This is a genomic window from Streptomyces rapamycinicus NRRL 5491 (assembly GCF_024298965.1).
Lineage (GTDB): Bacteria > Actinomycetota > Actinomycetes > Streptomycetales > Streptomycetaceae > Streptomyces > Streptomyces rapamycinicus.
This window is the reverse complement of record NZ_CP085193.1, coordinates 261,813-288,447: the sequence shown is the minus strand read 5'-3', so window position 1 is coordinate 288,447 and position 26,635 is coordinate 261,813. Positions and strand designations below refer to the sequence as shown.

Here is a 26,635-nt window from a genome sequence, read left to right as displayed (position 1 = left end):
CGCCCCGACCACGGCAGGTCAGCGGTCGGTTCGTCGGCCGCAATATCCGGCTACGGCCTGTCTCCGGCCAGCTGGCTCGCGATGTTCTCGATCCACCGCAGCGTGCAAGCGTCCACCCGACTCCGGCCTGCCACCCGGGCTCCGCGTCGGCGTACCGACCTTCTGCGAGGGCGCCAAGACCGGCGGCGCGCAGGTGGGCCAGGACGTGGTCGTGCCCTCGGCGTGCTCTTCGGCTCGCTTCACACAGTGCCCAACGGCCGCCGGGGGCACCGTGGCTACGTTCGTGCTGGACCATTCCGGGCTGCTCTTGTCGGGCTCGCCCCGTGCACCGACGCCTGTCAGCAGGCCCGTGGGGTGTCGTCGGCCTGACCGGCCGAGTGAAGCAGTTCGATGACACGTTCCTCGTACCGGACGCGGGCCGGGGAGAAGTCGTACGGCATCTTGCCGATGGCCTCCATCGCGCTCATCCTCGCCTCGCCCTCCTCCTCGCCGGTGTGCTCGTCCTCCTGGTCCAGGAGGTCGTCGAGGGCCTCGTCCAGGCCGGATCTGTCGATGGTGGCTGCCAGGGCGGTCTCATGAGCACACCGCTGGGCGGCCAGTTCTTCGATGCGCGGGTCGCCGGGTGACATGGTGTCGTCCAGGGCCGTCTCGGCCTCGGCCAGGCGGTCCTCCTCGGCCCGCAGCTCGGGGTGGGTGGCCAGGACGATGAACCGGTTGGCCTGGACGGCGGCGCCCAGGGGGCCGAAGACACGCTCCGTGACCAGGAGGGTATCGAGGTCGGTCGAGCGCGGGGCTCCGGGCGCCAGTTCATGCAAGCGGTCGCTGACCAGCGGTGAGAGCAGGCCCAGGGGGCTGCCCACCGCGCGGAGGCGGTGCACGGCGGCCCGCTGGGCTTCGATGGCGGCCGCCTTGGAGGCGAGGGACTCCTCCAGCCGGGCCAGGGACTGCTCGATGCCGGTGGCGCCCTCAAAGCCGGCCCGGATGTCGTCCAGGGAGATACCCGCATCAGCCATCTTGCGGATCCACAGGAGGCGGATCATGTCGTCGTATCCGTACCGGCGGCGGTCATCACTGCCGCGTTCCGGCTCCGCGAGGAGCCCGATGGCGTGGTAGTGGCGGATGGCGCGGGGTGTGGTCCCGGCGAACGCGGCGGCATCGCCGATCTTGACCCGGCGGGGAATCGCAGGAAGGGGCATGCGAGGGAACCTCTCAATGTCGTACTCGCCGTCTACTGGACCACATGCCGCTACGACATATGCAAACCCCGCTGCCGTAGGCGCGGCCCCGCGCTCCCGCGCCATCGAGGCCGTACGGACCGCTGCACGGGCGGAGAAAACGTCCCGGATGAGCAGACTTGGGAACAGAGCAGGGGTGGGGAATTCAACCAACGAGTGCCAACAGGGCGGCAGCGTCCCTCTGGGCTGTCCGACCAGTGCGTGGTCGAACGCGCGATCTCGTGGATCATGTGGGCCAGTCCGGGCCGAGCTCCACTCAGGCGGGGCTGTGGCGAGCGCGGTCCAGGTACTCGGCCAGGTCGCGCCAGTCGTCGGCCGGAGCGCCGGGGTTTCCCGACACGGCGGCTGGATCGTCATGCCAGGCACCCCTCACACCAGCGGAGATACCGGCATCACCGCCGGTGAACAACACGCTCAGCTCATCCATGCGGGCCACCAGGCGACGGACCTTCTGATCGGTGGCAGGAGTTCCAGCCGCTCGAAGCCGTTCGGCCCTGCGGTACAACTCGGGCCACCCGACTTCGAGCAGGTAATGCATCGCGGGTCCCAGGGCGGCCGCGCGAATGCGCAGAAGTTCGACCTGATCGGCATCCAGGTGGCGGCCCAGCGTGTTCTCGCCCTCCGGGCCGGTGCCGCCGATCGCCCGCAGCGCGTCGAGCAGGGCCGTGGCCGCCGGGGCCCGGTGGTCGGCCGACAGCTCCTCGCCGAGCCGTACGAGCCGCTCCCGCAGGACACCGAGCGCGGTGATGGACGCCTCCACCCCCGCCAAGTGGTCCCGGACCAGCCGCGTCGGGTCGACGCCGGCATCGAGACAGACGGCGATGGTGTCCAGGGCCAGGCCCAGACTCCGCAGCGCCAGCACCTGATAGAGACGGACGAGGTCTTCCTCGGTGTATTCCCTGTGCCCTCCTGTGGTGCGCTGTGAGGGGCTGAGCAGGCGGATGGTGTCCCAGCGGTGCAGCGTGCGCACGGTCAGTCCGCTGGCCTCCGCGAGTCGGCCTACTTTCCAGGTTGCAGAAGTGGTCATGGAGCCACGATGCATCCTCACACCGCGTGCGGTTCAAGCGGTCTCGCCACGGACCACACCGGTTGTTGCTCTGCGGCAATAAAGCTGAGTTCGACAGAGCATTTCCTTCCCGCTCCCTTGCATGCCCGGCCAGGAGGGCCAGTTCATGTCCTGGCTGCCTCGAAGTGGGCCGCGGCGAGTACCAGGTCTTCCCAGGCCATGCCTACGCTCTTGAAGAAGCGCGGTCGGTCCGGGGGGATCTCGTGCCCGCCCGACACGACATCGGCCAGGCCCACCAGCTCGCCGGGGTCGATGGCGCCGGCCTGGACCGCCTGGATCACGTCGCCGGCTTCGCGCAGCGCGGCCGAGACCGCTTCGACGATCACTGTGGAGCGGGCTACCGCGGTTTCGTCGACCTCCCGGGCGTCGGGCTCGTGCGAGCCGACGGCGACGATGGTCGCCGATGTCGGCAGCAGGGCGCCGTCGAACAACGGGGTGCGTGCCGTCGTGCAGCACGCGACGATATCGGCGTGCGCGATGTCGTCCACGGTGCCGGTCCGCGCCCCGACCTCGGCCGCGAAAGCGCGGGCACGGTCGGCGTTCCGGCCGATGACCACGACGTCCTGGATCGGTCGGATGCAGCTGAGGGCCTCCAGATGGGACCGGGCCTGCGGTCCTGTTCCGAACAGGACGAGTCGGCTCGCATCCGGCCCGGCCAGCGCGTCGGCGGCCACCGCCGACACGGCGGCGGTGCGTACGGAGGTGAGGGCGATCCCGTCCAGCAGGGCCAGCGGTGTGAGGCTCTCGCCGTCCAGGAGCAGGTAGTTGCCCTGAACGCGGGGGAGGCCACGGGCCGCGTTGCCCGGTGCCGCGGTCACCATTTTCACCCCGGCGTAGCTCCCCCAGTGCGCGGGCATGAGCAGGAGCTGGCCGTGTGGCACCGGGACGACGGAGCGGGGCGGCCCCGCCTCCGGGTCCAGCCCGTCGAGCAGGCTCTTGCGCAGGACATCGATGGCGGCCGCCATGGGCGGGGCGCCTTCCAGAACAGGGATCACAGGTAGCAGCCCTCCGGGAACGGATCCTCCGGATCGAGGAAGAACTGCGCGGTTCCGGTCAACCACGCACGACCAGTGATCGTAGTGACGACGGCCGGGAGCGAGGCAAGGGCCGTTGTGTTCTCCGGGTGTGAGCGCCCGTGGTACGAGGACACGCCTTCGTCAGACCGTGTCCTCGACAAGCGATCGCACACGAGCAGCCAAAGCATCGTCCTTCACGGCCTGGCCGATCGGGCTGATTCCGTCACTGAATGTGACGCCGGGACACGAGGCTTCAGCGGAGGCTGCCCCGTCGAGGCTGAACTCATCGACCTTTTTCCCGGTCCTGGCCTCGTACACCACGAAATCGTAGGACGCCGGGACAACCTCAAGCGTTACGGGGACGTCTGAACTGTCCGTGAGTTCACACTCTCCGACGGGAACAGCGTTCATCCCGGCTTCACCTGCCTTCGCAGTCGGCATGAACATACAGATGACAAGTTGCACTCGCGAGCGATCGACTTTGCCGAAGCTGTCACCGTTCACATGAGGTTCCCACCCGACGGCAGGTTGGGCGCGGGTGGGGCCAGGGTCTGCACGCGTGGGTCATGGGAGACGACCCGGGCGACGGTTGCCGAGTGCGGGCCCTTGCCGGAGTATGGCGGACTCTTCGGGTTGTACGGTACGCCGTCGTAGCACCACCGTTCCTCGTCCGTGTCGCTCGTGGTGCCGGAGGCCTCCGAACTCGACGACGTAGTCGGTTCCGGCGTTTCGAGCTGCGTCGACGGAGGGGCAGATGGAGCGGAATCCGCCTTTCCATCGCCTGATTTCTCGCAGCCCAAGACGGCAACCAGCGCGGCGACAGTGATACACGAGAGAAGCACTCTGCACCCGGCCCGCGCGGCACCGCCAAGGAGCGAGATCCCCGCCTTCACACATTGGCATCGGCCCACGTTCTTCGTCCCCTCCCACACGCTTGTGCATCTGTGATCAGCACCGGGATCGCAAACAGACATCTAAAGCAATTACGGCTTCATCCTCGGCCAACCATCCTCTCTTCATCCCTCTCGTCGCCGTCCTCATCGACGAATTGCTCATCCTCCTCGTCGGGGGTGAACCAAGCCCGGGACGACTCCGGCACCGCAAGGAGAAGGATCATCACGATCGAGATCACAATGGACGGGAAACCGAACGTGATCGCTATAACCCGGGCGCCGCGGTTGCCTTGCCGTAGCCCGAGAGCCACCGAGCCCGGCAGGAGCGCGACGAGGCCAAGCAGTGCCAGCCAGCCGCCGCCCGCGATCGCGATACCTATAGCCAAGATCAAAATGGCGGCAGCAAACAGTGCGTAAAAGACGATTGCCGCGGCGACCGGCTTGGGGGGTCTACGCCTTGCATCGGAAGTCATTCCGCGGACGATATCGCCGCTGGTCCGGGACCGGTCCCGGACCAGCGGCAGAGGCCGCCTGACCCCGAGGGGGCCCACCTGGCTGTACCGAGGTAACGATCACTCCGCTGATCTGGAGCTTTTGCGCTGATTGGCATTGAAGCGCGCTTTCTTCTGACGATTCCCACACGTGTTCATGTCACACCATTTGCGAGTGCGACTTTGGCTGGTGTCGAAGAAGGCGGCTTGGCAGGTTGGTGATGCGCACAAGGCCAATTTTCCGTCTCGTTCGCCTGCGATGATGCTAATCGCGTCGGCGGCTATCACGCCGAGGGCATCTTCCACGCTGGAAGCCGAGCTGAGCCGCCATCGCCGCTTACCCTCGGGCGTCAGGATCGACGAGGCCCGGCCCTGAGCGCTGCGGTCATTGATGACTTGGACAGCAGATGCGGGGAGGGCGACCTGGAGCGCGGCCGCTGTCGCGGCGGCGTGAATCGACTCCCTCAGTTCCCGAGCGAGGTCGAGCTGGGCAGTGGTGCAGGAGTCCACGGCGAGGCCGTTCACTGCCAGCCAGTCGATGAGTCGGTGCGGCGCGGGAATGCGCTCCACGGCGTTGCCGTGCCGCTCCGACAGCGTCCCCGTGAAGCTGGTCGCCAGCACATTACCGAGGCGGAAGTCAGGGAACCCAGCGCGCATGGAACCACCTTAGCGGGTTGCGGCGTGGCTCGGAAGGCTGCTAGAACCGCCTTAGCCGGTTCGCGATGGACCGTAGCCGGTTCCACGATGGCCAGGAGGTCTCATGCCCCGTCCAACCAGTGACGTGCAAGCATTTGAAGCCCACGCGACTGACGCTGACCTCGACGATCTGCGCGCGCGACTGGCCGCGGCGCGACTTCCGGAGGCTGAGACGGTCTATCGCGCCGCGCCCGACCCTCGCCGATGGGAACAGGGCGTTCCGCTCGCCGACCTCGTCGATGTCGTGAACTACTGGCGCACCGGGTACGACTGGCGGTCGTTCGAAGAGCGCCTCAACCGTGTCGGCCAGTTCCGCACGACCATTGATGATCTGGGAATCCACTTCCTGCACCGCCGATCCGCGCGCGCGGATGCCACTCCTCTGATCTTGACGCACGGCTGGCCGGACAGCATTGCTCGGTTCATCGATGTAGTCGACGAGCTGGCAGATCCGAAAGACGCAGACGCACCGGCGTTCCACGTCGTGGTCCCGTCGCTGCCAGGCTTTGGCTACAGCGACAAGCCGGCCACCACCGGGTGGGGAACCGAAAAGATCGCGGCCGCATGGGTGGAACTGATGGGAAGGCTCGGCTACGGCAAGTTCGTGGCCCACGGCGGCGACTGGGGAGGCAATATCACCACGGTTCTCGGCGGCAGGTTCCCGGCGCACGTTCTCGGCATCCACACAACGTTCGCGGAGGGACCGCCCGGGCTGACAACGGACGGGCTGACGGCGGTCGAGCGCGAATGGGCCGAGGAAACCCGCGATTTCTGGCGCCACCGCGCGGCGTACGCGAAGCAGCAGGCGACCCGGCCGCAGACCATCGGCTACTCGCTCGTCGACTCACCGGTCGGGCTTCTCGCCTGGATCCTCGACAAGTTCGCCGAGTGGTCGGACACCGAAGACAGCCCGTTCGAGACGATTTCCAGAGACAGAATTCTTGACGACGTCACCCTGTATTGGCTGACGCGGACCGGAGCATCGTCGGCCCGCATTTACTACGAAAGCCACAACTCGCTCGACCCCGAACTTCGGGTGGATGTCCCGTCGGCAATCAGTATGTATCCCCGCGACGTCGAGAAGTGTCCGCGCCCCTGGGCGCAAGAGCGGTACCGGCAGATCGTCCGATGGAGGTTGCCCGAAAGCGGAGGACATTTCCCGGCGCTGGAGGTTCCCGAGTATTTCGTCAAAGATCTGCAAGAGGGCCTCGCGGCGGTGCTGGCCGCTAATCGGTGAACGCGGCTGGGCGCCGGTACTCGATCGCCGCCTGATCCGGCTCAAGGCGATCCGAGATGCCCCGCTCGTCAGCAGGCTACACAGGGCCGCGGCGATGAAGTGGACCGCCAACCTGGCTGGCGGGTCTGCCGGTTGGCCTGGACACGCGATGAACCCCGGTCGCTGCTCAGTCCGCAGAGATCGGCTCGGGCCGTTCCGCCGGAAGGTCCGGAACGCCCAGGCGCAGGTGTTCGACGTGGTAGAGGGCTTGGTCGAGGAGTTCCGCGACGTGGTTGTCGTAGAGGGAGTAGACGATCGAGCGGCCCTGTCGTTCGCCGGTGACCAGTCCGAGATTGCGCAGCAGCCGCAGCTGGTGTGAGCAGGCGGAGGTTTCCATGCCCACGGCCTCGGCGAGATCGCCGACCGAGCAGGGCCCCTCCTGGAGCCGGGCCAGGATATACAGCCGGGAGGGGGTGGTCAGGGCCTGGAGGGTGGCGGCGACGTCGGCGGTACCGACCGCGTCGAGGCGTTCGCGGGTGGTGGCGCCGCTGCTGGCGCCGCTGTTGGCGCTGCTGGTGGTGACGCGTCCGTGACCCATGCCCCATCATACTGATGACACTTGAAGACCTGTTCATATATTCCTGTATGGTGGAGGTGTTGCCCTCACCCGCCCGAGAAGGGTTGCTTTGTCATGTCTGCTGTCTTGGAACAGCGGTCCGCGCCGCCCGTCGGCGCCCCCGTGCGACCCCGCCCCGGCGTCGCACGCGTGTCCTTGCGCTGCCGGAGGCACAGTGGGCGCTCGCGGCCCTGGTGCTGTTCCTGCTCGCTCTGCCCGTCTACCTGCTGGACGGTCCGGCGTGGCTGTGGGGACGCTGTTCGCCGCGACCTACCTGACCGGTGGCTGGGAGCCGGGCTGGGAGGGCCTGAAGGCGCTGAAGGACAAGACGCTGGACGTTGACCTGCTGATGGTCGCCGCCGCCCTCGGAGCCGCCGCGATCGGGCAGCTCCTCGACGGGGCGCTGCTGATCGTCATCTTCGCCACCTCCGGTGCCCTGGAAGCCGTCGCCACCGCCCGCACCACCGACTCCGTGCGCGGCCTGCTCGACGTCGCCCCACCACCGCCACCCGCCTCCTGCCGGATGGCACCGAGGAGAACGTCGCCACCAAGCACCTCGCGGTCGGGGACACCATCCTGATCCGGCCCGGGGAGCGCATCTGCGCCGACGGCCAGGTCCTCGACGGGACGAGCGACGTCGACCAGGCCACCATCACCGGCGAGCCCCTGCCCGTGGCCAAGCAGGCGGGGGACGAGGTGTTCGCCGGCACCGTCAACGGCACCGGCGCGCTGCGCGTACGGGTCGAGCGGGACCCGTCGGATTCGGTGATCGCCCGGATCGTGAAGATGGTTGAGGAAGCCTCTGCGACCAAGGCTCCCACCCAGCTGCTCATCGAGAAGATCGAGCAGCGCTACTCGATCGGCATGGTCATCGCCACCCTCGCCGTCTTCGCCGTCCCCTTCGCCTTCGGCGACACGCTCTCCTCCGCGCTGCTGCGGGCGATGACGTTCATGATCGTGGCCTCGCCGTGCGCGGTGGTGCTCTCCACCATGCCGCCGCTGCTGTCCGCCATCGCCAACGCCGGCCGCCGCGGGGTGCTCGCCAAGTCCTCCGTCATCATGGAGCGCCTCGGGCAGATCGACATCGTCGCCCTGGACAAGACCGGCACCCTCACCGAAGGCACCCCCTACGTCACCGACCTGTGCCCGCTTCCCGGCAGCGACGTGGACGAGAGCGCCCTTCTGCGGCTGGCTGCTTCCACCGAGCACCCGAGTGAGCACCCGCTCGCCCGCGCCGTGGTCACCGCCGCCGGCGAACGCGGCCTGCCCCTGGCCGATGCGGACGACTTCACCTCCAGCCCCGGGCAGGGCGTCACCGCCGAGGTCGACGGACACACCGTCACGGTCGGCTCGCCCGCCCGCCTGCTGAACGGCGCCGCCCACGAGCCACCTCGGAAGGTCGTGGCCCGCCTGGAGGAGGCCGGGCGCACCGCGGTCGCCGTATTCCGCGACGGCACGCCGGTAGGGGTGCTGGGCATCGCCGACCGGCTGCGGCCGGACGCGGCGGCCACGGTCGCTGCCCTCACCCGGTTGACCGGCCGCGCCCCGGTGCTGCTGACCGGCGACAACGAGCGTGCGGCCCGGCGTCTGGCCGCCGAGGTCGGCATCACTGAGATCCGCGCCGGGCTGCTGCCCCAGGACAAGCTGGCCGCCGTCAAGGAGTGGGAGACCCAGGGGCGACGGGCGCTGGTCGTCGGCGACGGCGTCAACGACGCGCCTGCGATAGCCGCCGCACACGTGGGGATCGCCATGGGCAAGGCCGGCTCCGACCTTGCTCTGGAGACCGCCGACGCTGTCGTGGTCCGAGACGAACTCGCCACTGTCCCGTCCGTCGTGCGGCTCTCACGCACCGCGCGCCGCCTGGTCGTCCAGAACCTGGCCATCGCCGGGGCGTTCATCACCGTCCTGGTGGCCTGGGACCTGATCGGCACCCTCCCTCTGCCCCTGGGCGTCGCCGGACATGAGGGCTCCACGGTCATCGTCGGCCTCAACGGCCTGCGCCTGCTGCGCGAGGCCGCCTGGCCCCGGCTGACCGAGGACACCGCGTGAGTGGACGTCCCCGCCGTGCCGCCCCCGGATCGGCTGCGTCTTCACCGCCTCCCGGCACCGCGGGCAGGGGGTGGCCCGCGCCGCGGTCGCTGCCGCGCTGGAGGCGATCGCGGCGGAGGCGCTGATCTGTACAACGCCCCCTGGCAGCTCCGGAGCCGCGACCACCCGGAGGGCGGAGGCCGGGCACGTTGCCCGGCTTGACACCGCCCTTCTCATAAGGCCGCGTTGAGCGCCTTCTCCAGGTCGGTGAGCAGGTCGTCGGGACTCTCGACACCGACGGACAGGCGCAGCACATCGGGATCCTCCACCGAATCCACCAGGCTCACCACGTCACCGAGGCTGGTGGCCCGCACGAACTGCGTGAAGGCGTCGTAGACCACGGCCTTGCGGGCGGGCCTGCGCAGCGTGAACGAGAGCATCCCACCGAAGCGGTGCCCTCCCGTCAGCCGGTACGCGAGTTCGTGTCCCGGGGCGCCCGGCAGCCCCGGATAGTTGACCGTGCTGGTCGCCCCATGGGCATCGGCGAGTTCGGCCAGTCGCAGCGCGGTCGCACTGGCCCGGTCGACTCGCAGTTCGAGCGTGCTCAACCCCTCGATGACGGCGGCCGCGTTGTGCGGGGTTATGATCGTCCCAAGCCGCCGCCGCAGCAGGGCTATCGAGTCCATGACCGGCCCGCTGCCGGCCAGCGCACCGGCCAGTACCCGGCCGTGCCCGGCCAGGTACTTCGTCGCGCTGTGGATCACAATGTCGGCGCCGAGCTCCAGCGGCCGGAACAGCACGGGGGTGGCGAAGGTGTTGTCCACCACCGCGAGTGCGTCGTGATCATGCGCGATCGCGACGATCGCCTCGATGTCGAGCACATCGAGCAGCGGATTGGTGAACTCCTCGAAGAACACCGCGCGGGTGGCGGGGCGGAACGCGGCGTCCAGCGCCTTCAGGTTCGTCAGGTCGACGAACGTCACCTCACATCCGAAGTCCGGAAGGTCGTGTGCCAGCCATTCCCTGCTGTTGACGAACAACTGGTCGGACGCGATGAAGTGGCCCCCACGGCGGCCCAGGGCGAGCATGGCCGTCGTGATCGCCGCCATCCCCGAAGTGAAGGCCAGCGCGCGCGGTGCCGACTCGATCGACGCCAGTGTCGACTCGAGCGCTGCGACGGTCGGGTTGTGGACCCGGGAGTAGTAGTCGTGTACCGAGGGAGCCTCGACGGTGCGCCGGTGCGCGGCCATGTCCGCCATGGCGAACGACGCGGTGTCGAATACCGGGGTAGCGACCGCTCCCAGCGGGTTCGGTCCGCGGCCATGCACCAACCTGGTCGCGAGACCGCGGTCGTCGTGGTTCATTCACTACCCTTCCGATCTCTCCGGCCGTCCGCCGGGGGTGTGAGCAGAGCCGGTACGTCCACAACCCCGCCGGCCGCCTCGAACTCGGCACGGCTGCGTTCCCGAAGCTCGGCATCGGTGAGGAAGTCGAGCGCGGTCAGGGCCAGGGCGATCGCCCCGTCGACCACGGCCCGGTCGCCCGGTTCCGAGCCGGCGTACTCGGCGAAGGCGGCGGTGTGGAGGGCGATCTCCGGCGGCGCGATGGCCACGGTGGGATGGATCGACGGGATGCGCAGACTGATGTTGCCCATGTCGGTCGACCCCCGAGCCGCGCCGCGGTCCGTACCGAAGGTCCGCCCACGGCCGGTCATGTGCGCGCTGAAGCGACCTGTGAGTACGTCATTGTTCCGGACCGGCAGGCATGGTTGGATCCGGTCCCAGACCGCGTCAAGCCTTGTCTCGGTGATCATGGCGGCGCCTTCGAGAACGCGCTGCACCCGCTCGCTCAGGGCAAGCAGCGACCCCACTTCGGGGGACCGGATCAGAAGCCTCAGCGAAGCCAGAGCGGGTACCACATTCGCAACCTGGCCACCGTCGGTGATGACTCCATGGACTCGGTCGGCCCGCGGCATGTGCTGACGCAGAGCGGCGATCCCCTGATACGCGGCGACGACAGCGTCGAGGGCGTTACGGCCGGCCTCGGGCTGATGCGAGGCGTGGGCCGGGACCCCGTGGTAGGCCGCCTCGACCGAACGCAACCCGAGAGCGGCGAAGTTGGCGCTGTCGTGAGTGGCCGGATGGAGCATGATCGCGGCGTCGATCCCCGCGAACGCGCCGGCGCGCGCCAGAATCTCCTTGCCGGAACCGTTCTCCTCGGCCGGTGTGCCGAGCAGAACGACCGCCCCGCCCGTTCCGGCGACCACATCGAGCAGTCCGAGGAACGCACCGGTCGCCGCCGCGCCGATGACGTTGTGCCCGCAGCCGTGCCCGACGCCGGGCAGCGCGTCGTACTCGGCGAGAATCGCGATCCGCGGACCCCCAGGATCCCCGCACTGGCCTCGAGCGAGGTCTCCATGCCGTAGCCGCCGACCCGCGGCTCGATCCCGTGCGCCCTGACCAGATCGGCGATGGCTCCGACGGATCGGTGCTCGGTGAACCCGAGCTCGGCCAGCCCGTGGATTTCGCGGCTCAGCGTTGTCAGTTCGCGGGTGAGCGACTCGATGCGGCCGGTGACCTGGCGGGCCGGCGCTTCAGACGCCATCACAGCACCTTCCCCAGAAAGGAACGGGTGCGTTCGTGGGTGGGTGCGCCGATGACCTTTTCCGGTGGCCCCTGCTCGATGATGCGGCCCTCACTCAGGAAGACCGCGGTGCTCGCGACGTGACGGGCGAACCCCATTTCGTGCGTCACCACCACCATCGTCATCCCGGAGGCGGCGAGGTCCCGCATCACGTCGAGGACCTCGCCGACGAGTTCGGGATCGAGCGCCGACGTGGGTTCGTCGAAGAGCATGAGCGTCGGCTCCATCGCCAGAGCCCGCGCGATGGCCACGCGCTGCTGCTGCCCGCCGGAGAGATGGCTCGGATACGAGTCCCTTTTCGCGCCGAGCCCGACCCGTTCCAGCAGCCGGACACCGCGTTCGACGGCAACGGCACGGCTCTCCTTCTTCACCCGCATCGGTGCCAGGATCACGTTCTCCAATACCGTCATGTGCCCGAACAGGTTGAACTGCTGGAACACCATCCCGATGCGGGACTTGCGCTCCGCGACGACCGGTGGACGCGCCTGTTGCAGGCGTCCTTGGACGAGATCCGAGCCGATCAGCTGGCCATCGACGAGGATGAACCCGCGGTCGACGGTCTCGAGATGGTTGACGCAGCGCAGAAAGGTGGACTTGCCCGAGCCCGATGCGCCCAGCAGGCACACCACCTCTCCGCGGTCCACGGTCAGGTCGATTCCCTTGAGCACTTCGAGCGAGCCGAAGCTCTTGTGCACGTCCTGGGCCTGGATGACCGGCCCGGTAGCGGCGCCGCTCATCGAGCGCCTCCTACTCGGCTGAGGCTCCGCCCGAACCGCTTCTCCAGTCGGGCCTGTACCAAGGTGAGCAGCGTGGTCATGACCAAGTACCAGATGCTTGCGACGATCAGCAGGGGGATCTGACGGTAGTTGCGCGAGTAGATCTGGGTGACCGATTCGAGCAGGTCGCCCACGCCGATGACCAGCACGACCGACGTCATCTTGAGCATCGAGATGAACTGGTTCCCGATCGGCGGGATGATCGCCCGCATCGCCTGCGGCAGGATGACGAACCGCAGCGTCGCGAGCCGGCCCAGGCCGAGCGCGTCCGCCGCCTCCGACTGCCCGGCCGGCACGCTGAGCAGTCCGCCCCGGACGATCTCCGCGACATACGCGGCCTCGTTGAGCCCGAGTCCGAGCACCGCGGCCGCGAAGATCGGGATCACCGTGTTGGTGTCCCAGCTCACGAGGAACCCCCACCCGGGATGCCGAGACCGACCCTGGGGAAGAGCGATGCCGCGAACCCCCAGAACAGCACCTGGACCAGGACCGGTGTCCCGCGGAAGAACCAGATGTACAGCGCGGCGGCGAACCGGGGGATCGGATTCGCCGACTGCCGCAGAACGGCGAGGACGACACCGCACCCGATGCCGACGAGCATCGCGCAGAGCGTCAGCTCCAGCGTCACGGCGATGCCCTCGAAGACGCCGGAATCGAACAGGTAGCGGCCCACCGTCGGCCAGTCGAATCTGTCGTTGGTGACCAGGATGGCGACGACGAACGCCGCCAGCACCAGGATCACGCCGCCGCTGACGGCCTGCCCGACAGGGCGCCGCCGGACCGGCTCGTGATCGGCGACGGCCACGAGGTCCGCCAACTCGACCCGGTCGTGGTCGAAACGGGTGTCGGTACTCATACGGGCCTCCGCGCCGACGTTCGTCGACCTTGTTCGTGGCGCTGCCGCGCCCCTGGCGAATGCGCGAACCCGCTCATGAGGTCGCCGCGTTGACTCGGGACTTCTTGACCGCCGCGTTCGTGATGTCCCAGCGCTTGAGGATCTTTGCGTAGGTTCCGTCGGCGATCAGGGCGTTGTAGGTCGCCGCGAGTGCGGCGGCGAGCCGCGGGTCGTCCTTGGACACCGCGACTCCGGCCGGCTGCGGGCTGATCAAGATGGTGTCCACGGACTGGAACACGTCGGGCTGGAGTTTCGCCTGGTAAGCGACCGCCGTGTTGTCCGCGAGCATCGCGTCCGCGCGCCCGGTGCCCACTGCCTGGTTGACGTTGGTCTGCTGCGGCACGACCATCGGCTTGACCGCTGGCCGGCCCGCCTCCTCGCACCGCTGCTTGAGCGTGTCCATGTTGCCCTGCGCCTGAGCCGTGCCGGTCTGCGCGGCGACCGTGCGCCCGCACAGATCGAGCGCTTTCTTGATGTCCTTCGGGTTCCCGGCCTTGACCATCGCGGATGTGCCCCCGTTGAGGTACGTGACCAGGTTCAGCACCTGCGTACGCTCGGGGGTGACGGTCCACGCGGACCAGCTGGTGTCGAAGCGGTGGGCCTTGAGACCGGCGAGCATGCCGTCGAAGGGCATCTCGACCCACCTGAAACGCAGGCCTGTCTTGGCCGTGATGGCCGCGGCGAAGTCGGCGCCGACCCCGATGATCTTTCCTGAGGAGTTCTTGAAGGCGCTCGGCGCATAGTTGGGGTCGGCCGCGGCGCGCAGCACGCCGCTCGTACGGATGCCCTCGGGAAACTTCGCCCGCAGCCCCGAGTCGACCGCACTCTTCACCTTGAGCGGTGTGGAGGGCAGTCCAGCATCCTTGGGCTCCTCGCTGGTGCTGTTGCCGCAGGCGCTCAGCCCCAGCATCGCCGTCGCGACAGCGGTCGCGGCGAGTCCTTGCAGACCTCTCATCTGCTCACTCCTGTGTCGTTCGTCTGACGAGCGGAGCCGCCCCGCTCCGGAGCCAGGAAGGATCATACTTATGATGGCTGAGGATGATACGTATGATGCATGCCCCCGGCAAGACCCTGCCGGTACGATCACTCAGGCGGCGCTTGACGCGGCGGCGCGTGGCGTTCTGCGCTCAGGCAGGGGCCGTCCTGCGAGGCCATCGAGGAGAACAAGTTGGGTAGGCTCAGCGACCAGGTCGTGGCACAACTGCGGCAGGCGATCGTGCACGAGGAGTACGCGCCGGGCAGTCGCTTGCCCACCGCCGAAGCGCTCGCGGAATCGCTCGGGGTGTCTCGGAGCGTCGTGCGCGACGCCCTGCGCACGCTGTCCTCCATGGGGCTTGTCGAGGTGCGGCAGGGGCACGGCATCTTCGTCGCGGTGCCGCGGGACGACATCCTTTCCACCGCCCTTACCTTGCGGATGCAACGATCAGAGATCACCATCGGTGAGGTTCTGGCCGCCCGGGTCACGCTGGAGTCGACGCTCGCGGCCGAGGCCGCGCGAGTACGCGATCCCGGAGCATTGCGGCCGATGCGCGGGCACTTGCGGCGGTTCGAGGACGCTGTCCGTGCCGAGGACTGGCCGACGGCGCATCAGGAGCACCTCCAACTCCACCTGTCGATCATCAGGGTGCTTCGACTGCCCGCACTGGAACTGCTGATCGAACCGCTCCAGGAGCTGATCATCGTCAGCTCCATCCCGCCGGACCCCCAGAGCGGAGAACAGTGGGGCATCGGCTCGCATGACGCGATCGTCGAGGCGTTGGAGTCCGGGGACCCCGAGGCCGCGCGGGTCGCGGTGCGTGATCATTTCCGATACGCGGAGTCGCCTCCGTACCGTGACTACGGGCGGACCCTGTTCCGCGACGCCAGGTCCGCGTTGGGGCAACAGGTCGAGGCTGGAACGACCCTTCCCATCTGATCCCGCAGCGCAGCATTCCGGCGCGGTCAGCGGTCAGCGGTCAGCGGTCAGCGCTCAGCGCTCAGCGGCGACTGGCGCCGGGGCTTGCGGCGCTTCTTCCGCGGTGAGTCCGCCCGCAACGCCCTCATTGACAATCGGAACATCGCTCCGTATATGTAATCGGAGGAGTGCTCCGATTACTTTCCAAGGGGTAGGACCGTTGAGTGACAGCCCGCGCGCGGTGTTCGAGAAGCTGCTGACCGGCATGGTCAACCGCGACTTCGACAATCTCTGGCAGCTCTACGCGCCGGACATCGTGTTGGAGCACCCGTTCGCGGTGCCGGGGCCGACCGTGACCCGCGGTCGGGAGGGCCTGCGGCGGCTTCTGGACGAGCTGCGGGATTGGTTCGACATGACCGCGAATAACGTGGTCATCCACGAGACGGCCGACCCGGAGGTCATCGTGGCCGAATGGGACTACGAGACGCGCGTGCCCGGCACCGACGAGCAATTCACCACGGCCAACGTGATCGTGATGCGTGTTCGCGACGGCCAGATCGTCGAGTCCCGCGACTACCACAACCACGCGGCTCTAGCCCAGATCATCACCGGCTGAGCGTCTTACGCCTGGTCAAGGGCCGGGAAACGCCTACTGGTCACAATCAATCGGCGCAGCCCGCACGCGGTCTCTTACTGACGGTTTCAAAGACAGGGTCTGGTTCGTCTGCGGCAGCCATGGGGAGAGGGCCGTGCGATAGGTGCTCCGCCCGCTGGGTCGAGTGGGCCGAGTGGGCCGAGCCGAACCCCCGCGCCGAGGACGGCTCGCTCCTCGAACCGACGCGGGACGGCACCGACGCCTGGATGACGTCCGCTGGGGTGGCTCAGTGAGCCGCGTGCCGGGTTTCGGTCTCGCGTGCGGTGTCCGCCTCGGGCTCAGTTGCGGAGACCGCGGTGCGCGCGGGCATGGAGGGAGCCGTCGTGTGGGTGGCGCGGATCGCGCCGAGGGCGGCCAGGGGAACGAGGGCGAGGGCGGCCATCACGGTGCCGACGAGGGCCGGTCCGGTCAGGCCCAGGGAGGAGTCCAGGGCACGGCCGGCGATCCAGGAGCCGACGGCGATGCCGGCGTTGAAGGAGGAGACGGCCAGTCCGGCGGCGAGGGTCGGGGCGTTGCCCGCGAAGCGCACGGTCAGGGAGGTGACCACCGGGGGTACGGCCATGCCGGTCATGCCCAGAGCACCACCAGAATGATGGTCGGCACGGCGCTGCCGGACAGCGGGATCAGCAGCAGGAGGATCAGCCCGGCACCGATCGCGGCTGCCGTGACGGTGGCCAGCGGCTTGCGGTCACCCAGGCGCCCGCCGAGGTTTGTCCCGGCCAGGGCACCGAGGCCGTAGCCGATCAGTACCAGCGGTACCGAGCCGGCGGAAATGCCGGTCCGCTCGGTGAGCAGCGGGGTGATGTAGCTGAAGGCGGCCATGGCTCCGCCGGTGATCAGTGCGGTGGCGCTCATCGACAGCCAGAGCCTGCCCTGGCGCAGCGCGGTGAACTCCGAGCGGACCGATGCCGTGGCACGCTCCTCCTCGGCGGGCACGAACCGGCTGATCAGCAGGGCGATGACGGTGGCCAGGGCGGAACCGCTGATCATGACGCCCAGGGCGCGGGAGCTCGTGGCGGGGCCGGCGGCGGCGGTGGCCATGATCGAGGCGACGGCCCAGAACGTGCCGGTCGCCAGCGCGCTGAGCACGCGGGCCGCGAACACTACGGTGAACGAGGAGCTGAGTGCGGCGATCACGTGACCGGCCGCGAACACGGCCAGGGCCAGCACCAGGGTGGAGCGGCGGGGCAGGCGCAGCGTGGCCAGCCCCATGACCGGCGCGCCGACGATCATGCCGATGGCGAACGCGGTGATCAGCAGTCCGGCCTGGGCGACGCCGACCCCCAGGTCGGCGGCCAGCTCGGGCAGGACACCGGCGATGATGAACTCGGTGGTGCCCATCAGGAACGCACCGATACCCAGGAGATGGACGACGAACGGCAGCGCGCCGCCGGACTTGTCTTTCGAAGGAGACATGCGGGAGAAACAACCTTGCATCGGGGACGGCCGCGGAAATGCGGCATTCACCATGCAAGCCCGTTGCACGACGACGTGGGAGTCCGCGTCCTTGGGGGTAATGGCAGGGACCCCCACCGTGTCGGGTCAGCCGTCGGTGTCGGCGGACGCCGGTTCCTCTGCGGTGGCGGCCCAGGAGGCCAGCAGCTTCAGACCGTCCTCGGCCGTACTGCCGGGCACCGCGCTGTAGACGGCCACGCCAATCCGCTCGTCGGCGGCCAGGAACATGGTCTCGTGGTCGAGTTCGAGCCGGCCCACGGTCGGATGGCGGAAGCGTTTCGTGCCGTCCCGGAAGACGCGCACGTCGTGGGCGCCCCACAGCACCCGGAAGGCGTCACTGCGCGTCGACAACTCACCGATCAGGTTCGACAGTTCACGGTCGTACGGGTCCTTGGCCGCCGCGACCCTCAGCGCGCCGACGGCGGTCTGGGCGATCTGCTCCCAGTCGACGTAGAACTGCCGGGCCGCGGGACTGAGGAAGCAGAACCGGGCCGTGTTGCTTCCCCAGGCCGCGTCCTCGTACACCGGTGCGTACAGAGCCCGCCCGAGCGGGTTCGCCAGCAGGATGTCGAACCGGTGGTTCGTCACGAACGCCGGCAGCGTCGGCATCGCCTCGAGCATCCGCCCCACCCCAGCCCGCACGACGCTCACTCCGGCGAGCATCGCGACCTCGCTCCGGCGCAGCCCAGCGACCCGGCGGTTGCCGTATACGGGCAGACCGGCCTGCTGTGGGGTGATCTTGGCGCGGCGGCTGGTGAGGAACTCGCGGACCTCGCTTCGGTTGTCCATGTTTTCGAGGCTACGGCGTTCCGTGCGGGGGAGGGGGCACTGTCAGTACACCCATACGTGGGGCCTTGCGTGCGCCTGTGAACTGCTGTTTTCTCCACACCAGGCCGACAGGCCGTGGCGGCCGCCCGCCCGGTGGAGCGCACTGCCTCTGCCCGGTCGTCGCTAGGAGTGCTGCTCGGTACCGCGGGGTGCGGGGGTATCGAGTTGGCCGCGGTCGAGGGTGGCGTACCAGGTGGCGAGGAGGCTGACGGCGTCTTGGGCGGGGGTGCCGGGTTCAGCGCTCAGGGCGGTGAGGGTCAGGCCGGGGTCGCTGGGAATGGGCAGGGCTTCGAAGGTGAGGGTGAGGTCGCCGACGGCAGGGTGGTGGAAGCGCTTGAGACCGGCGTGGTGCAGGCGCACGTTGTGTGCTGCCCACAGGGTGCGGAAGTCTTCGCTCCGGGTGGACAGCTCGCCGATCAGGTCGCTCAGTTCACGGTTGTAGGGGTCGCGGCCTGCTTCTGTGCGCAGGAGGGCCGCGGCCGTGGCGCGCTGGGTCTGCACCTCGGGCATGTAGTCGGCGGCGCCGGGGTTGAGGAACTGGAAGCGTGCGAGGTTGACCGGACGGGCGGGGTCCTGGAACACGGGCCAGTAGAGCGCCTTGCCCAAGGAGTTGGTGGCGAGGATGTCGAGGCGGCCGTTGCGGATGAAGGCGGGTGCGTCGGTCATCGCGTCGAGCAGCTGCTGCAGAGCGGGCCGGATGGGCGATGTGGCGCGGCGGCGGGCGGGGCGCCGGGGGGAGCCGGCGGTGCGGGCCAGGTCCATCAGGTGGGCGCGCTCGGAGTCGTCGAGCTGGAGGGCGCGGGCGAGGGAGTCCAGGACGGCCTCGGAGGTGCCCGAGAGGCTGCCGCGCTCCATGCGGGCGTAGTACTCGGCGCTCACGCCGGCGAGCATCGCCACCTCCTCGCGGCGCAGCCCCTTGACCCGGCGGTGGCCGTGGGCGGGCAGGCCCGCCTGCTGCGGGGTGATCTTGGCGCGGCGGCTGGTGAGGAACTCGCGGACCTCGCTTCGGTTGTCCATGTGTCGAGGCTACGACGATCCCCGAACGCGAGAGGTGCCCTGCCAGTACACGTATCAATGGGTCCTTCCGCACACCCGTGACCTGCCGTTTCATCGAGACCAGGCCAGCAGATGGCCGCCCTCCCGCTCCGGTGGCGCACACCGGAGCCGCGGGGCCGAACGGAATCCGATGCCCGCTTTGTGTTGCTGCGGGCATCCCACGGAGAGGAGCTGTTGATGGCGCAGGACAAGCAGAACGATGGGCCGCGTCAGCAGTTCGGGACCTCGCCCCGGCGCTGGCCGGGTACAGCGAGGACGTGCTGTTCGGACAGGTGTGGGAGAACCCGGACCTGTCCCCGCGCGAGCGCAGCCTGGTCACCGTGGCCAGCCTGATCACCGGCGGCAGCACCGAGCAGCTCGCCTTCCACCTGGGCAGGGCGCGGGAGAACGGGGTCAGCGACAAGGAGCTGATCGAGACGATCACCCACCTGGCCTTCTACGCCGGATGGCCCAAGGCCATGTCGGCGCTCACCGTCGCCAGGACCGTCCTCACCGGCTCCTGATCCCCCTCCCTTCCCTGTCCCCACGGCGCACCATCCCCTACAGCATGTACCCGAAGGATTATTGATCATGGAAATTGTGCAACCCCCGGCGACCATGAAGCTGTCGGCCCAGATGTTCACCGGGGACGCCTGGGCGGATGTGATCTACCGCGGCGAGGACCTCTCCCGCGCGCGGGCGAACATGGTCCGCTTCGCCCCCGGTGCCCGCACCGCCTGGCACTCCCACGGTCTGGGCCAGACCCTCTACATCGTCGAGGGCATCGCCCTGATCCAGTCCCGCGGCGGCGACGTCCTCGAAGCCCGCCCCGGTGACGTGATCTGGACCCCGCCGGGTGAGGAGCACTGGCACGGTGCGGCGCCGGACCGGTTCATGGCGCACATCGCCCTGTGGGAAGGCGACGAAGTCGACTGGCTGGAGCACGTCAGCGACGCCGAGTACGCGGGCCCCCGCAGCTCCTGAACCCTCCCCGGCGCCGGAAGGCATCCGGCACCCCCTGCTTGTTTCGCGAGATACGGAAAGAACCATGCGCGCAACCGTGCTTCACGCTCCCCGTGACATCCGGGTCGAAAACCGGCCCGTGCCCGTCGTCCAGCAGTCGACGGACGCGGTGATCCGTACCGTCGCCACCTGCGTGTGCGGCTCGGACCTGTGGGACTACCGCGGTGTCAACGACGTCGCCGGGCCCACCCCGGGCGGCCACGAGTACATCGGCGTCGTCGAAGAGGTCGGCGGCGATGTGACCGGCATCAAGCCCGGCCAGCTGGTGGTCGGCTCCTTCTTCGCCTCCGACAACACCTGCCCCAACTGCGAGAACGGCTACCAGACGTCCTGTCTGCACCGCGAGTTCGTCGGCGGCGCCCAGGCCGAGTACGTCCGCGTGCCCCTCGCCGACGGCACCCTCGTGCACGTGCCAGGCGATGCCGCGGAGGAGTACATCCCCAGCCTGCTGGCCTGCTCGGATGTGATGGGCACCGGCTGGTACGCGGCCCGGGCCGCCGAGGTGAAGCCCGGCGACACCGTCGCCGTCGTCGGGGACGGCGCGGTCGGCCTGTGCGCGGTCATCGCGGCCAGGGAACTCGGGGCTGAGCGGATCATCGCCATGTCCCGCCACGAGCCCCGGCAGAAGCTGGCCCGCGAGTTCGGCGCCACCGACATCGTCGCCGAGCGCGGTCAGCGGGGTGCGGCCCGGATCAAGGAGTTGACCGGCGGCATCGGCGCCGATGCCGTCTGGCGTCTGTCTTATCTCTCTGGCAACGCCTGCTGCCCAAGCACGATCTCGGTGAACTGACCGAAGCCCTCAACCTGCTGCGGGAATTGAAGGAACGCGGTGCCACCCGAACTGGCGCCCTGGACTTCGACGCCACGGTCGCTCTCCTCTTCACGTACGAGGAGCGACTGCGCAGACGCGAGGACGAGGGGGACCGCCTTGCCCTGGCGGAGACCGCCGAGGAGACGGCGCGGATCGCGGTGGAGCGGGACCGGGAGGACGCCGCGGTTTTCCTGAAGACCGCCGCCGCGCGCTTCTTGGACCTGGCCGATCACCCCGGCGGGGATACGCCCGGAAGGCTCTGGATCTGGCGGCGGACGCCCTTGCCCGCTGCGAGCCGGGATCGGACGATCATCACCTGTACTCCTTCGACTGGGCGCTGACCGCGCTGATGTGCCTGAGCAAGAACGAGAACCTCCCCGATGCGCAGGTCGAGCGCATGCTGCCGCTCCTGCACGAGAGCGTCCGCCACAAGGTCGCCTCCGACGCCGGTCCCCGTCTCCCGGCACTTGTGACGTCGCTGCTGGTGCGGTGGTGGGAGGGCAGCGGCAGAACGGACCGGCGCGCGGCACGGGCGGCTCTCGCGCACGCCGAGGCGGAGCACGCGACGCTCACCGAGGACAGCCCTCGTCTGGTGCCCGCCCTCCATACGATCGGGATCCTGCTGCAGCATCGGTATGCCGAGGAGACCGGTTCCTCGGCCGATCTGCGGCAGGCCGCCGTCTGCTTCCGGCGTATCACCGAGCTTTCCGCACCGGACTCGCCCGACCACCGCGACGCCGCGGCACACCTGATGGCATGCCGCCTCGCGTCCCCGGGCGACGGCCCCGTCCTGGACCTGGTCCATCCCGACGACTTCGACGAGCCGGATCCCCAGGCCGGCCCGACGGAGGTGATGGCCGCCGCCCAGGGCCTGCTGGACAGCGCCCGGGGCATCTTCGAGAAGGAACTGGTCGCGCGTGCGCTCACCCTGCTGGACCGGCTGGGGACCGGGGACGGCCTGGATCCCGTCATGGCCGCGGACCACGCGCTGGTCCTGGCGTCCGCGCTGCTGAGGCAGGTGCGGCACCGGCCCCAGTCGCTGGCGCTCGGGCGTGCGATGGACATCGTCGAGCGGGCGGCCGCGGCACAGCCGGAGGGCGGCACTCGGCGTGCGGTGCTGCTGGCGCAGCTCGCCCGCTGCTGGCACGCGCGGTACGACAGCAGCGGCAGCCCGCTCGATCTGGAGGAGGCGATCGAACTGGCCCGCGGCGCGCGTGACCTGCTGTCACCAGGGGGACGTCACCGACGGGACAGCACCCGGCAGCTGGGCTCTCTGCTCCTCATCCGGGACAGGCGCTCGGCGGAAGGGCTGCGGCTGATCCGCGAATGGGCCGCTCCGGACGACCCCGAGGGGTCCGCGGAGGCCGCCGCCGACTGGTCCCGCGGCGCGGCCGGCATGGGCGCGTGGGAGGAGGCGTCGACGGCGGCGCAGATCGCTCTTCGGCGGGCCCTGACCGGTCTGGAGGACACCGGCGGCAGTCTGGAGGATCGTCTCGCGCGGATCCATGACGCCGAGGTCATCGCGGTCCAGGCGGCCCTCAGCGCGGTCCACGCCGGCGACCTGGGAACGGCGCTGCGCAGTCTGGAGACAGTCGGTTCCGCACGTGCCCCGGAGCCGGAGGAAGGCCCGGATCTGCGGCCGCCTCCCGAGGGATGCGTCGTCGTCCACCTGTGTGCCTCGGGTGGGGAGAACGTACTCGCTCTGGGCATGGGCGCATCAGGCCGGACCGGGGCACTGTGGCTCCCCGTCTCCGCCGAGGACGTGACCGGCCAGGCGGGCCTCTCGGGACTTGCCCAGGGCAACACCCCGGACCCCGCCTGGTATCGGCAGACCGTGGACGCACTCGCAGGCTGGGCGGGCGAGCATCTGGTGAAACCCGTGCTGGAGAAGTGGCCCACCCCCTGGCTCTGTGTGATTCCGCACGGCACGCGTCTCGGAGCGCTCCCCCTGCATGCCGCGTGGTGGCCGGACCCCACGCTGCCGGAGGGACGGCGCCATGTGCTGGACGCGGCACTGGTCACCGTCGCGAGTGGCGCCAGGCGGCCGAGGGCGGGCGAACCGCACCCCGACGAACCGGGCAGCATCCTCGCGGTCGCCGATCCTGAGCCCGTGCGTGAACAGCCACTTCCCGGGGCCCGCCGCGAGACCGAAGGAGCGGTACTCCACTTCGCCCGCTCCACGCTGCTGACGGGCACCGACGCGCGCCGCAACGCGGTTCTCGCCGCCCTCCCGGGAGCCGACGTCGTCCATCTGGCCACCCACGGCCGCACCGACCCGCTCCGCCCACTCGTCGGCGGGCTGGTCCTGGCCCACGACGAGACCCTCAGCATGGCCGAGCTGCTGGAGCAACCTCTCTCGGGCACCCGCCTGCTGGTGCTCTTCGCGTGCTCCCTCGGCCAGGGAGGGATCTTCTTCCTGGGGCCCCGCCCGACGGGCTCGCTGGTGCAGGCCCTGCTGCGCACGGGCGTGGGCGGCCTCGTGAGCAGCATGTGGCGGGCGCCTGACGAGAGCAGCAGCCTGCTGATCGACCGCTTCTACCAGCTGTGGCGCTCCGGCTCCTACCCGCACCCCGCCGAGGCACTTCGCCAAGGGCAAGGGCCAGGACTCCGTCGATCGGTTCCTCGCGCTGCTGCGCCACACCGTCCTCGAGGTCGCCTGCGACGAACAAGGCGAACCGCTCCTGGCATCCGCCCAGGACGGGACGCCGTGTCTGCCGGTCGTCACCGCGGCCCTCCACACACGGCGCCTGCCACCCGCTCGCTGGGAGCGCGTACTGGGGAGGACTCTGCCGGAGATCGCGCCCCCCGGCGTCGACATCCTGCTCAACCCCGGTGACAGAGCACAGTTCCGCCTGCTGACCGAGGGACTGCGGCGCTGACGGAGACCGGTTCGGGGTGGCCCGCCTGGACGGACGAGCCCCCCAGCAGGGGCCTCGCACGCATCGGCCGCATCGGGCCGCTCCCTCACCACGTGAGTGGAGCGGCCGACGGCTCTCCGACTCGCGGCGGCTGCTCGCCCCCACCACAGTTCCGCGAGGCCGAGCCCTCCTCCGCACCGCCTCGGTCACTCCGCCCTACAGCACTCGCACCCGTCCGCGCCATGGCAGAGTCATGCGCATGCAGACCTTGATGCCGGGAGCGCGCAGACGCTTCGCTGCGACCGCTCTCTTCCTGCTCGCTGCCGTATCCCTGACTGCCTGCGGTGAGCAGCACGGCACGGACGTGGCAGCCGGCGCCTCGACGACACCTCCGAGTTCCAGCCCCAGTTCCCCGGCGCCCCGCCTTATGCGGAGCCCGGGATCGCCGACGGTGCCCCGCACCACGGCGACAACAACGCCTACCGCCGCTCCGGCGAGATGTCCCCCGCCAGTGCCAAGGACGCGCAGAGGGAGGCCGACCGCATCGAGCCCGTGCTCAAGCGACTGTGGGGGCAGAAGAAGTGGGACCCCAAGAGCGTGCGCGCGGCGCTACTCGAGCTGGGGTACGAAGAGGAGCGGACCGGGCCGAAGGGAGAGCGCCGCGGTGGGACGCTCACCGTGCGGGCGATGGATCCGCGCTACGAGGTCGACCACAACGTCACGCCCGAAGGCGCCCGGATCGGCCTTCGGGTGCATGACGACGCCTGCGTCACCGCGTTCGTGCAGAAGACCAACTACGAGGTCAAGACCAACGGGCCATTCATGGAGACCGGCTGTTTCGAGCCGCCCTACGGCCACTGAGAGACGGTGCCGCGCGGGCGAGGTAGTCGTCGTAGCCGTTCCGGGGCAGGGCGTCCAGGAAGGCGCCGAACTCGGCAGGCTCGGCCCGGACGTTGACCACCGCGCTGGATGACTGGGCGCAGAGCTTCAGTTCTCCGAACGGGGAGATCGTGATCCGGTTGGTCGTCTTTCTCCGTTCTTCCTCGACGAGAGGAGGTGGGGACCCGATGATGATCTCCGCGAGGTCGCCAGCATCCGTACGCAGCCCCTCGACGCCTGGCTAGGTGTGTGGGTGCTGGTGATACGGCGGATGTCGGGGGCCGAGCTGTAGGCTGCGATCCGGCGTGACCATCGGGATGGCGTGTGACCCGGGCGTTGGAGCGCGAGTGTTGTTTGACATGGCGGACGGTGCGGAAGGTCGTCAACGCGGTCTGGCTGGGCTCCGCTTCGACGGCCGGGGAGATCTGTCGTGCTGAGCAAGCTCGATTCGATCGTCATACCTTGGAGGTCTGGATGCGTGCAGGCGTCGTCGTCGCCGCGCAGCCCGGTGTGGAGGATCTCGCCGTGCGGGCCGAGGAGTTGGGCTTGCACAGCTTCTGGGTCTACGACACCCCGATGGTCCACGGTGACCCCTTCGTCGCCTTGAGCCTGTGTGCGAAGGCCACCCGCCGCATCAGGCTCGGTATCGGCGTGACCTCAGCGGGGCTGCGCTCGGCCCCGGCCGCGGCGAGCGGGTTCGCCAGCCTCAATGCTTTGGCGCCGGGCCGGATCATCTGCGGGGTCGGCACCGGAAACACCGCCCGGCGCACTCTGGGCATGCCGCCGACCAAGGTGGCCGCGCTGGAGGACTTCATCGCGGCACTGCAGGATCTGTGCGCCGGGCGCTCGACCGAATACCGCGAAGGCGACCGGGTCCGCGACATCCGTTTCCTGCACGCCGGGGCGCATGTGAACACCACTGATCCGATCGAGTTCGTCGTCGCGGCGCTGCACGGACCCAAAGCCGCCGCCGTCGCGGGCCGCCACGGCGCAGGGCTCATCTCCGTCGGCCTGCTCGACCCCACCGCCTGGCATGCACTGCACGACGCCCGCCGCCAGGCCGCCCACAGCGCGCCCCGCGACCCTGATTCCCACACGGTCTCCCGAGCGGACTCGTACCTGGTCACCTCGCTCCACATGCTTCACCAGAACGAGGACCCCGACAGCGACGCGGCCCGGGACGCGACCGGTCACCTGGTCCTGTCGCTGTTGGACTACGCCGCCGACACACCTGCCTTCGCCGAGCAGCTCGGCCCCGATGAACGTGAGGCGGTGCGACGACTCCTCGACCGGCGCGGCACCACCGCCACCGCGCCGGACCGGTACACCAAGATCTACCCCGGCTACCTCGGACGCATCGCGCCGCAGGACCGGGACCTGGTCCTGCCCCCGCTGATGAACGCCCTGGCCCTCGTCGGCACCCGCGACGACCTCCTCACCCGCATCACCGCCCTGGAACAGGCGGGCGTCGACGAACTCCTCATCCAGCCGGTGGTCGACCCGCCCGCCGAGATGGCTCAGCTCGCGAAACTCCTCACCTGAGCGAACCGCCCGGCCCGCACGCGCCCACCACTGTTCGACGCTCCGCGCTCGTCATGGCCACGGACTGCCGCAGGGGATCAAGGG

The 26,635-nt window shown here is 69.3% G+C and carries 26 protein-coding genes and 3 pseudogenes; 11 read left to right on the top strand and 18 right to left on the bottom strand.

Going from position 1 to position 26,635, the window contains the following annotated elements; all coding sequences use genetic code 11:
- Positions 1-338: 338 nt before the first annotated feature.
- From LIV37_RS01280 to LIV37_RS01250, 7 genes and pseudogenes are all read right to left on the bottom strand, one after another.
- A complete protein-coding gene (locus LIV37_RS01280) occupies positions 339-1,196 on the bottom strand; it encodes a MerR family transcriptional regulator (RefSeq protein ID WP_020865302.1) in 858 nt (285 codons plus the stop codon).
- 295 nt (positions 1,197-1,491) lie between these two features.
- A complete protein-coding gene (locus tag LIV37_RS01275) occupies positions 1,492-2,262 on the bottom strand; it encodes a MerR family transcriptional regulator (RefSeq protein WP_243146429.1) in 771 nt (256 codons plus the stop codon).
- A gap of 143 nt (positions 2,263-2,405) precedes the next feature.
- Positions 2,406-3,266, bottom strand: a complete 861-nt coding sequence (locus LIV37_RS01270) for an ornithine cyclodeaminase family protein (protein WP_020865300.1) — start codon at positions 3,264-3,266, stop codon at positions 2,406-2,408.
- A gap of 26 nt (positions 3,267-3,292) precedes the next feature.
- Positions 3,293-3,412: pseudogene (locus tag LIV37_RS52425) on the bottom strand (proline racemase family protein); the annotation flags it as partial.
- A gap of 46 nt (positions 3,413-3,458) precedes the next feature.
- Positions 3,459-3,821, bottom strand: coding sequence for a hypothetical protein (locus LIV37_RS01260; RefSeq protein ID WP_208928417.1), 363 nt, complete (start codon positions 3,819-3,821; stop codon positions 3,459-3,461).
- Between the two features lie 487 nt (positions 3,822-4,308).
- Positions 4,309-4,683, bottom strand: a complete 375-nt coding sequence (locus LIV37_RS01255) for a hypothetical protein (protein ID WP_148717888.1) — start codon at positions 4,681-4,683, stop codon at positions 4,309-4,311.
- Between the two features lie 99 nt (positions 4,684-4,782).
- Complete coding sequence (locus tag LIV37_RS01250) at positions 4,783-5,358, bottom strand: CGNR zinc finger domain-containing protein (RefSeq protein WP_121825955.1); 576 nt, start codon at positions 5,356-5,358, stop codon at positions 4,783-4,785.
- A gap of 103 nt (positions 5,359-5,461) precedes the next feature.
- On the opposite strand from LIV37_RS01250, the gene LIV37_RS01245 reads away from it, so the two are divergent.
- Complete coding sequence (locus LIV37_RS01245; RefSeq protein ID WP_121825956.1) at positions 5,462-6,634, top strand: epoxide hydrolase family protein; 1,173 nt, start codon at positions 5,462-5,464, stop codon at positions 6,632-6,634.
- 166 nt (positions 6,635-6,800) lie between these two features.
- Here the strand turns inward: LIV37_RS01245 and LIV37_RS01240 are convergent, their stop codons facing one another.
- Entirely contained in the window at positions 6,801-7,211 is a 411-nt protein-coding gene (locus LIV37_RS01240; RefSeq protein WP_020865295.1) for an ArsR/SmtB family transcription factor, read from the bottom strand.
- Between the two features lie 93 nt (positions 7,212-7,304).
- On the opposite strand from LIV37_RS01240, the pseudogene LIV37_RS01235 reads away from it, so the two are divergent.
- Positions 7,305-9,278: pseudogene (locus LIV37_RS01235) on the top strand (heavy metal translocating P-type ATPase).
- 212 nt (positions 9,279-9,490) lie between these two features.
- Here the strand turns inward: LIV37_RS01235 and LIV37_RS01230 are convergent.
- From LIV37_RS01230 to LIV37_RS01205, 6 genes are all read right to left on the bottom strand, one after another.
- A complete protein-coding gene (locus LIV37_RS01230) occupies positions 9,491-10,621 on the bottom strand; it encodes a trans-sulfuration enzyme family protein (RefSeq protein ID WP_020865293.1) in 1,131 nt (376 codons plus the stop codon).
- Positions 10,618-11,742 (bottom strand): amidohydrolase, encoded by a 1,125-nt coding sequence (locus LIV37_RS01225; RefSeq protein WP_276064848.1) that lies wholly within the window; start codon positions 11,740-11,742, stop codon positions 10,618-10,620. Before LIV37_RS01225 ends, LIV37_RS01230 begins: the two co-directional genes overlap by 4 nt.
- A 118-nt stretch (positions 11,743-11,860) precedes the next feature.
- Positions 11,861-12,637 carry an amino acid ABC transporter ATP-binding protein gene (locus LIV37_RS01220; RefSeq protein WP_020865291.1) on the bottom strand — a complete coding sequence of 259 codons (777 nt, stop codon included), beginning with the start codon at positions 12,635-12,637 and terminating at the stop codon, positions 11,861-11,863.
- Positions 12,634-13,083 (bottom strand): amino acid ABC transporter permease, encoded by a 450-nt coding sequence (locus LIV37_RS01215; protein ID WP_254807083.1) that lies wholly within the window; start codon positions 13,081-13,083, stop codon positions 12,634-12,636. The genes LIV37_RS01220 and LIV37_RS01215 overlap by 4 nt, the downstream gene beginning before the upstream one ends.
- The gene (locus LIV37_RS01210) at positions 13,080-13,532 is read right to left on the bottom strand and encodes an ABC transporter permease subunit (protein WP_254807082.1); all 453 of its coding nucleotides are present in this window, start codon (positions 13,530-13,532) and stop codon (positions 13,080-13,082) included. Before LIV37_RS01210 ends, LIV37_RS01215 begins: the two co-directional genes overlap by 4 nt.
- Before the next feature lie 73 nt (positions 13,533-13,605).
- Positions 13,606-14,526: an ABC transporter substrate-binding protein gene (locus tag LIV37_RS01205; RefSeq protein ID WP_020865289.1), complete on the bottom strand. Its 921-nt coding sequence runs from the start codon at positions 14,524-14,526 to the stop codon at positions 13,606-13,608.
- Positions 14,527-14,739: 213 nt separating this feature from the next.
- Between LIV37_RS01205 and LIV37_RS01200 the strand changes: the two genes are divergently transcribed.
- Positions 14,740-15,486: a FadR/GntR family transcriptional regulator gene (locus tag LIV37_RS01200; RefSeq protein ID WP_121825959.1), complete on the top strand. Its 747-nt coding sequence runs from the start codon at positions 14,740-14,742 to the stop codon at positions 15,484-15,486.
- Between the two features lie 199 nt (positions 15,487-15,685).
- Positions 15,686-16,081, top strand: coding sequence for a nuclear transport factor 2 family protein (locus LIV37_RS01195; protein ID WP_020865286.1), 396 nt, complete (start codon positions 15,686-15,688; stop codon positions 16,079-16,081).
- Between the two features lie 265 nt (positions 16,082-16,346).
- On the opposite strand, the gene LIV37_RS51645 is transcribed toward LIV37_RS01195, so the two are convergent.
- The 4 genes from LIV37_RS51645 to LIV37_RS01175 all read right to left on the bottom strand — a co-directional run bounded on the left by LIV37_RS51645 (position 16,347) and on the right by LIV37_RS01175 (position 19,420).
- Positions 16,347-16,691 carry a hypothetical protein gene (locus LIV37_RS51645; protein WP_274596694.1) on the bottom strand — a complete coding sequence of 115 codons (345 nt, stop codon included), beginning with the start codon at positions 16,689-16,691 and terminating at the stop codon, positions 16,347-16,349.
- Positions 16,688-17,536: an MFS transporter gene (locus LIV37_RS01185; RefSeq protein ID WP_243146430.1), complete on the bottom strand. Its 849-nt coding sequence runs from the start codon at positions 17,534-17,536 to the stop codon at positions 16,688-16,690. The genes LIV37_RS51645 and LIV37_RS01185 overlap by 4 nt, the downstream gene beginning before the upstream one ends.
- A gap of 126 nt (positions 17,537-17,662) precedes the next feature.
- Positions 17,663-18,364: an MmyB family transcriptional regulator gene (locus LIV37_RS01180; RefSeq protein WP_020865285.1), complete on the bottom strand. Its 702-nt coding sequence runs from the start codon at positions 18,362-18,364 to the stop codon at positions 17,663-17,665.
- 162 nt (positions 18,365-18,526) lie between these two features.
- The gene (locus LIV37_RS01175; protein ID WP_020865284.1) at positions 18,527-19,420 is read right to left on the bottom strand and encodes a helix-turn-helix transcriptional regulator; all 894 of its coding nucleotides are present in this window, start codon (positions 19,418-19,420) and stop codon (positions 18,527-18,529) included.
- A 77-nt stretch (positions 19,421-19,497) separates the two neighbouring features.
- On the opposite strand from LIV37_RS01175, the gene LIV37_RS51990 reads away from it, so the two are divergent.
- The 7 genes and pseudogenes from LIV37_RS51990 (at position 19,498) to LIV37_RS01140 (ending at position 26,551) form a co-directional block, all read left to right on the top strand.
- A complete protein-coding gene (locus LIV37_RS51990) occupies positions 19,498-19,962 on the top strand; it encodes a carboxymuconolactone decarboxylase family protein (protein WP_338119167.1) in 465 nt (154 codons plus the stop codon).
- A gap of 67 nt (positions 19,963-20,029) precedes the next feature.
- The gene (locus LIV37_RS01165; RefSeq protein ID WP_121825961.1) at positions 20,030-20,422 is read left to right on the top strand and encodes a (R)-mandelonitrile lyase; all 393 of its coding nucleotides are present in this window, start codon (positions 20,030-20,032) and stop codon (positions 20,420-20,422) included.
- A 64-nt stretch (positions 20,423-20,486) separates the two neighbouring features.
- Positions 20,487-21,191: pseudogene (locus LIV37_RS01160) on the top strand (alcohol dehydrogenase catalytic domain-containing protein); the annotation flags it as partial.
- Positions 21,192-21,277: 86 nt separating this feature from the next.
- A complete protein-coding gene (locus tag LIV37_RS01155) occupies positions 21,278-21,613 on the top strand; it encodes a hypothetical protein (protein WP_254807081.1) in 336 nt (111 codons plus the stop codon).
- An 8-nt stretch (positions 21,614-21,621) separates the two neighbouring features.
- On the top strand, positions 21,622-24,108 hold the full coding sequence (locus LIV37_RS01150; RefSeq protein WP_254807080.1) for a CHAT domain-containing protein: 2,487 nt from the start codon (positions 21,622-21,624) through the stop codon (positions 24,106-24,108).
- A gap of 520 nt (positions 24,109-24,628) precedes the next feature.
- Complete coding sequence (locus LIV37_RS01145) at positions 24,629-24,991, top strand: hypothetical protein (protein WP_254807079.1); 363 nt, start codon at positions 24,629-24,631, stop codon at positions 24,989-24,991.
- Between the two features lie 492 nt (positions 24,992-25,483).
- Entirely contained in the window at positions 25,484-26,551 is a 1,068-nt protein-coding gene (locus LIV37_RS01140; RefSeq protein WP_020865278.1) for an LLM class flavin-dependent oxidoreductase, read from the top strand.
- Positions 26,552-26,635: the final 84 nt, after the last annotated feature.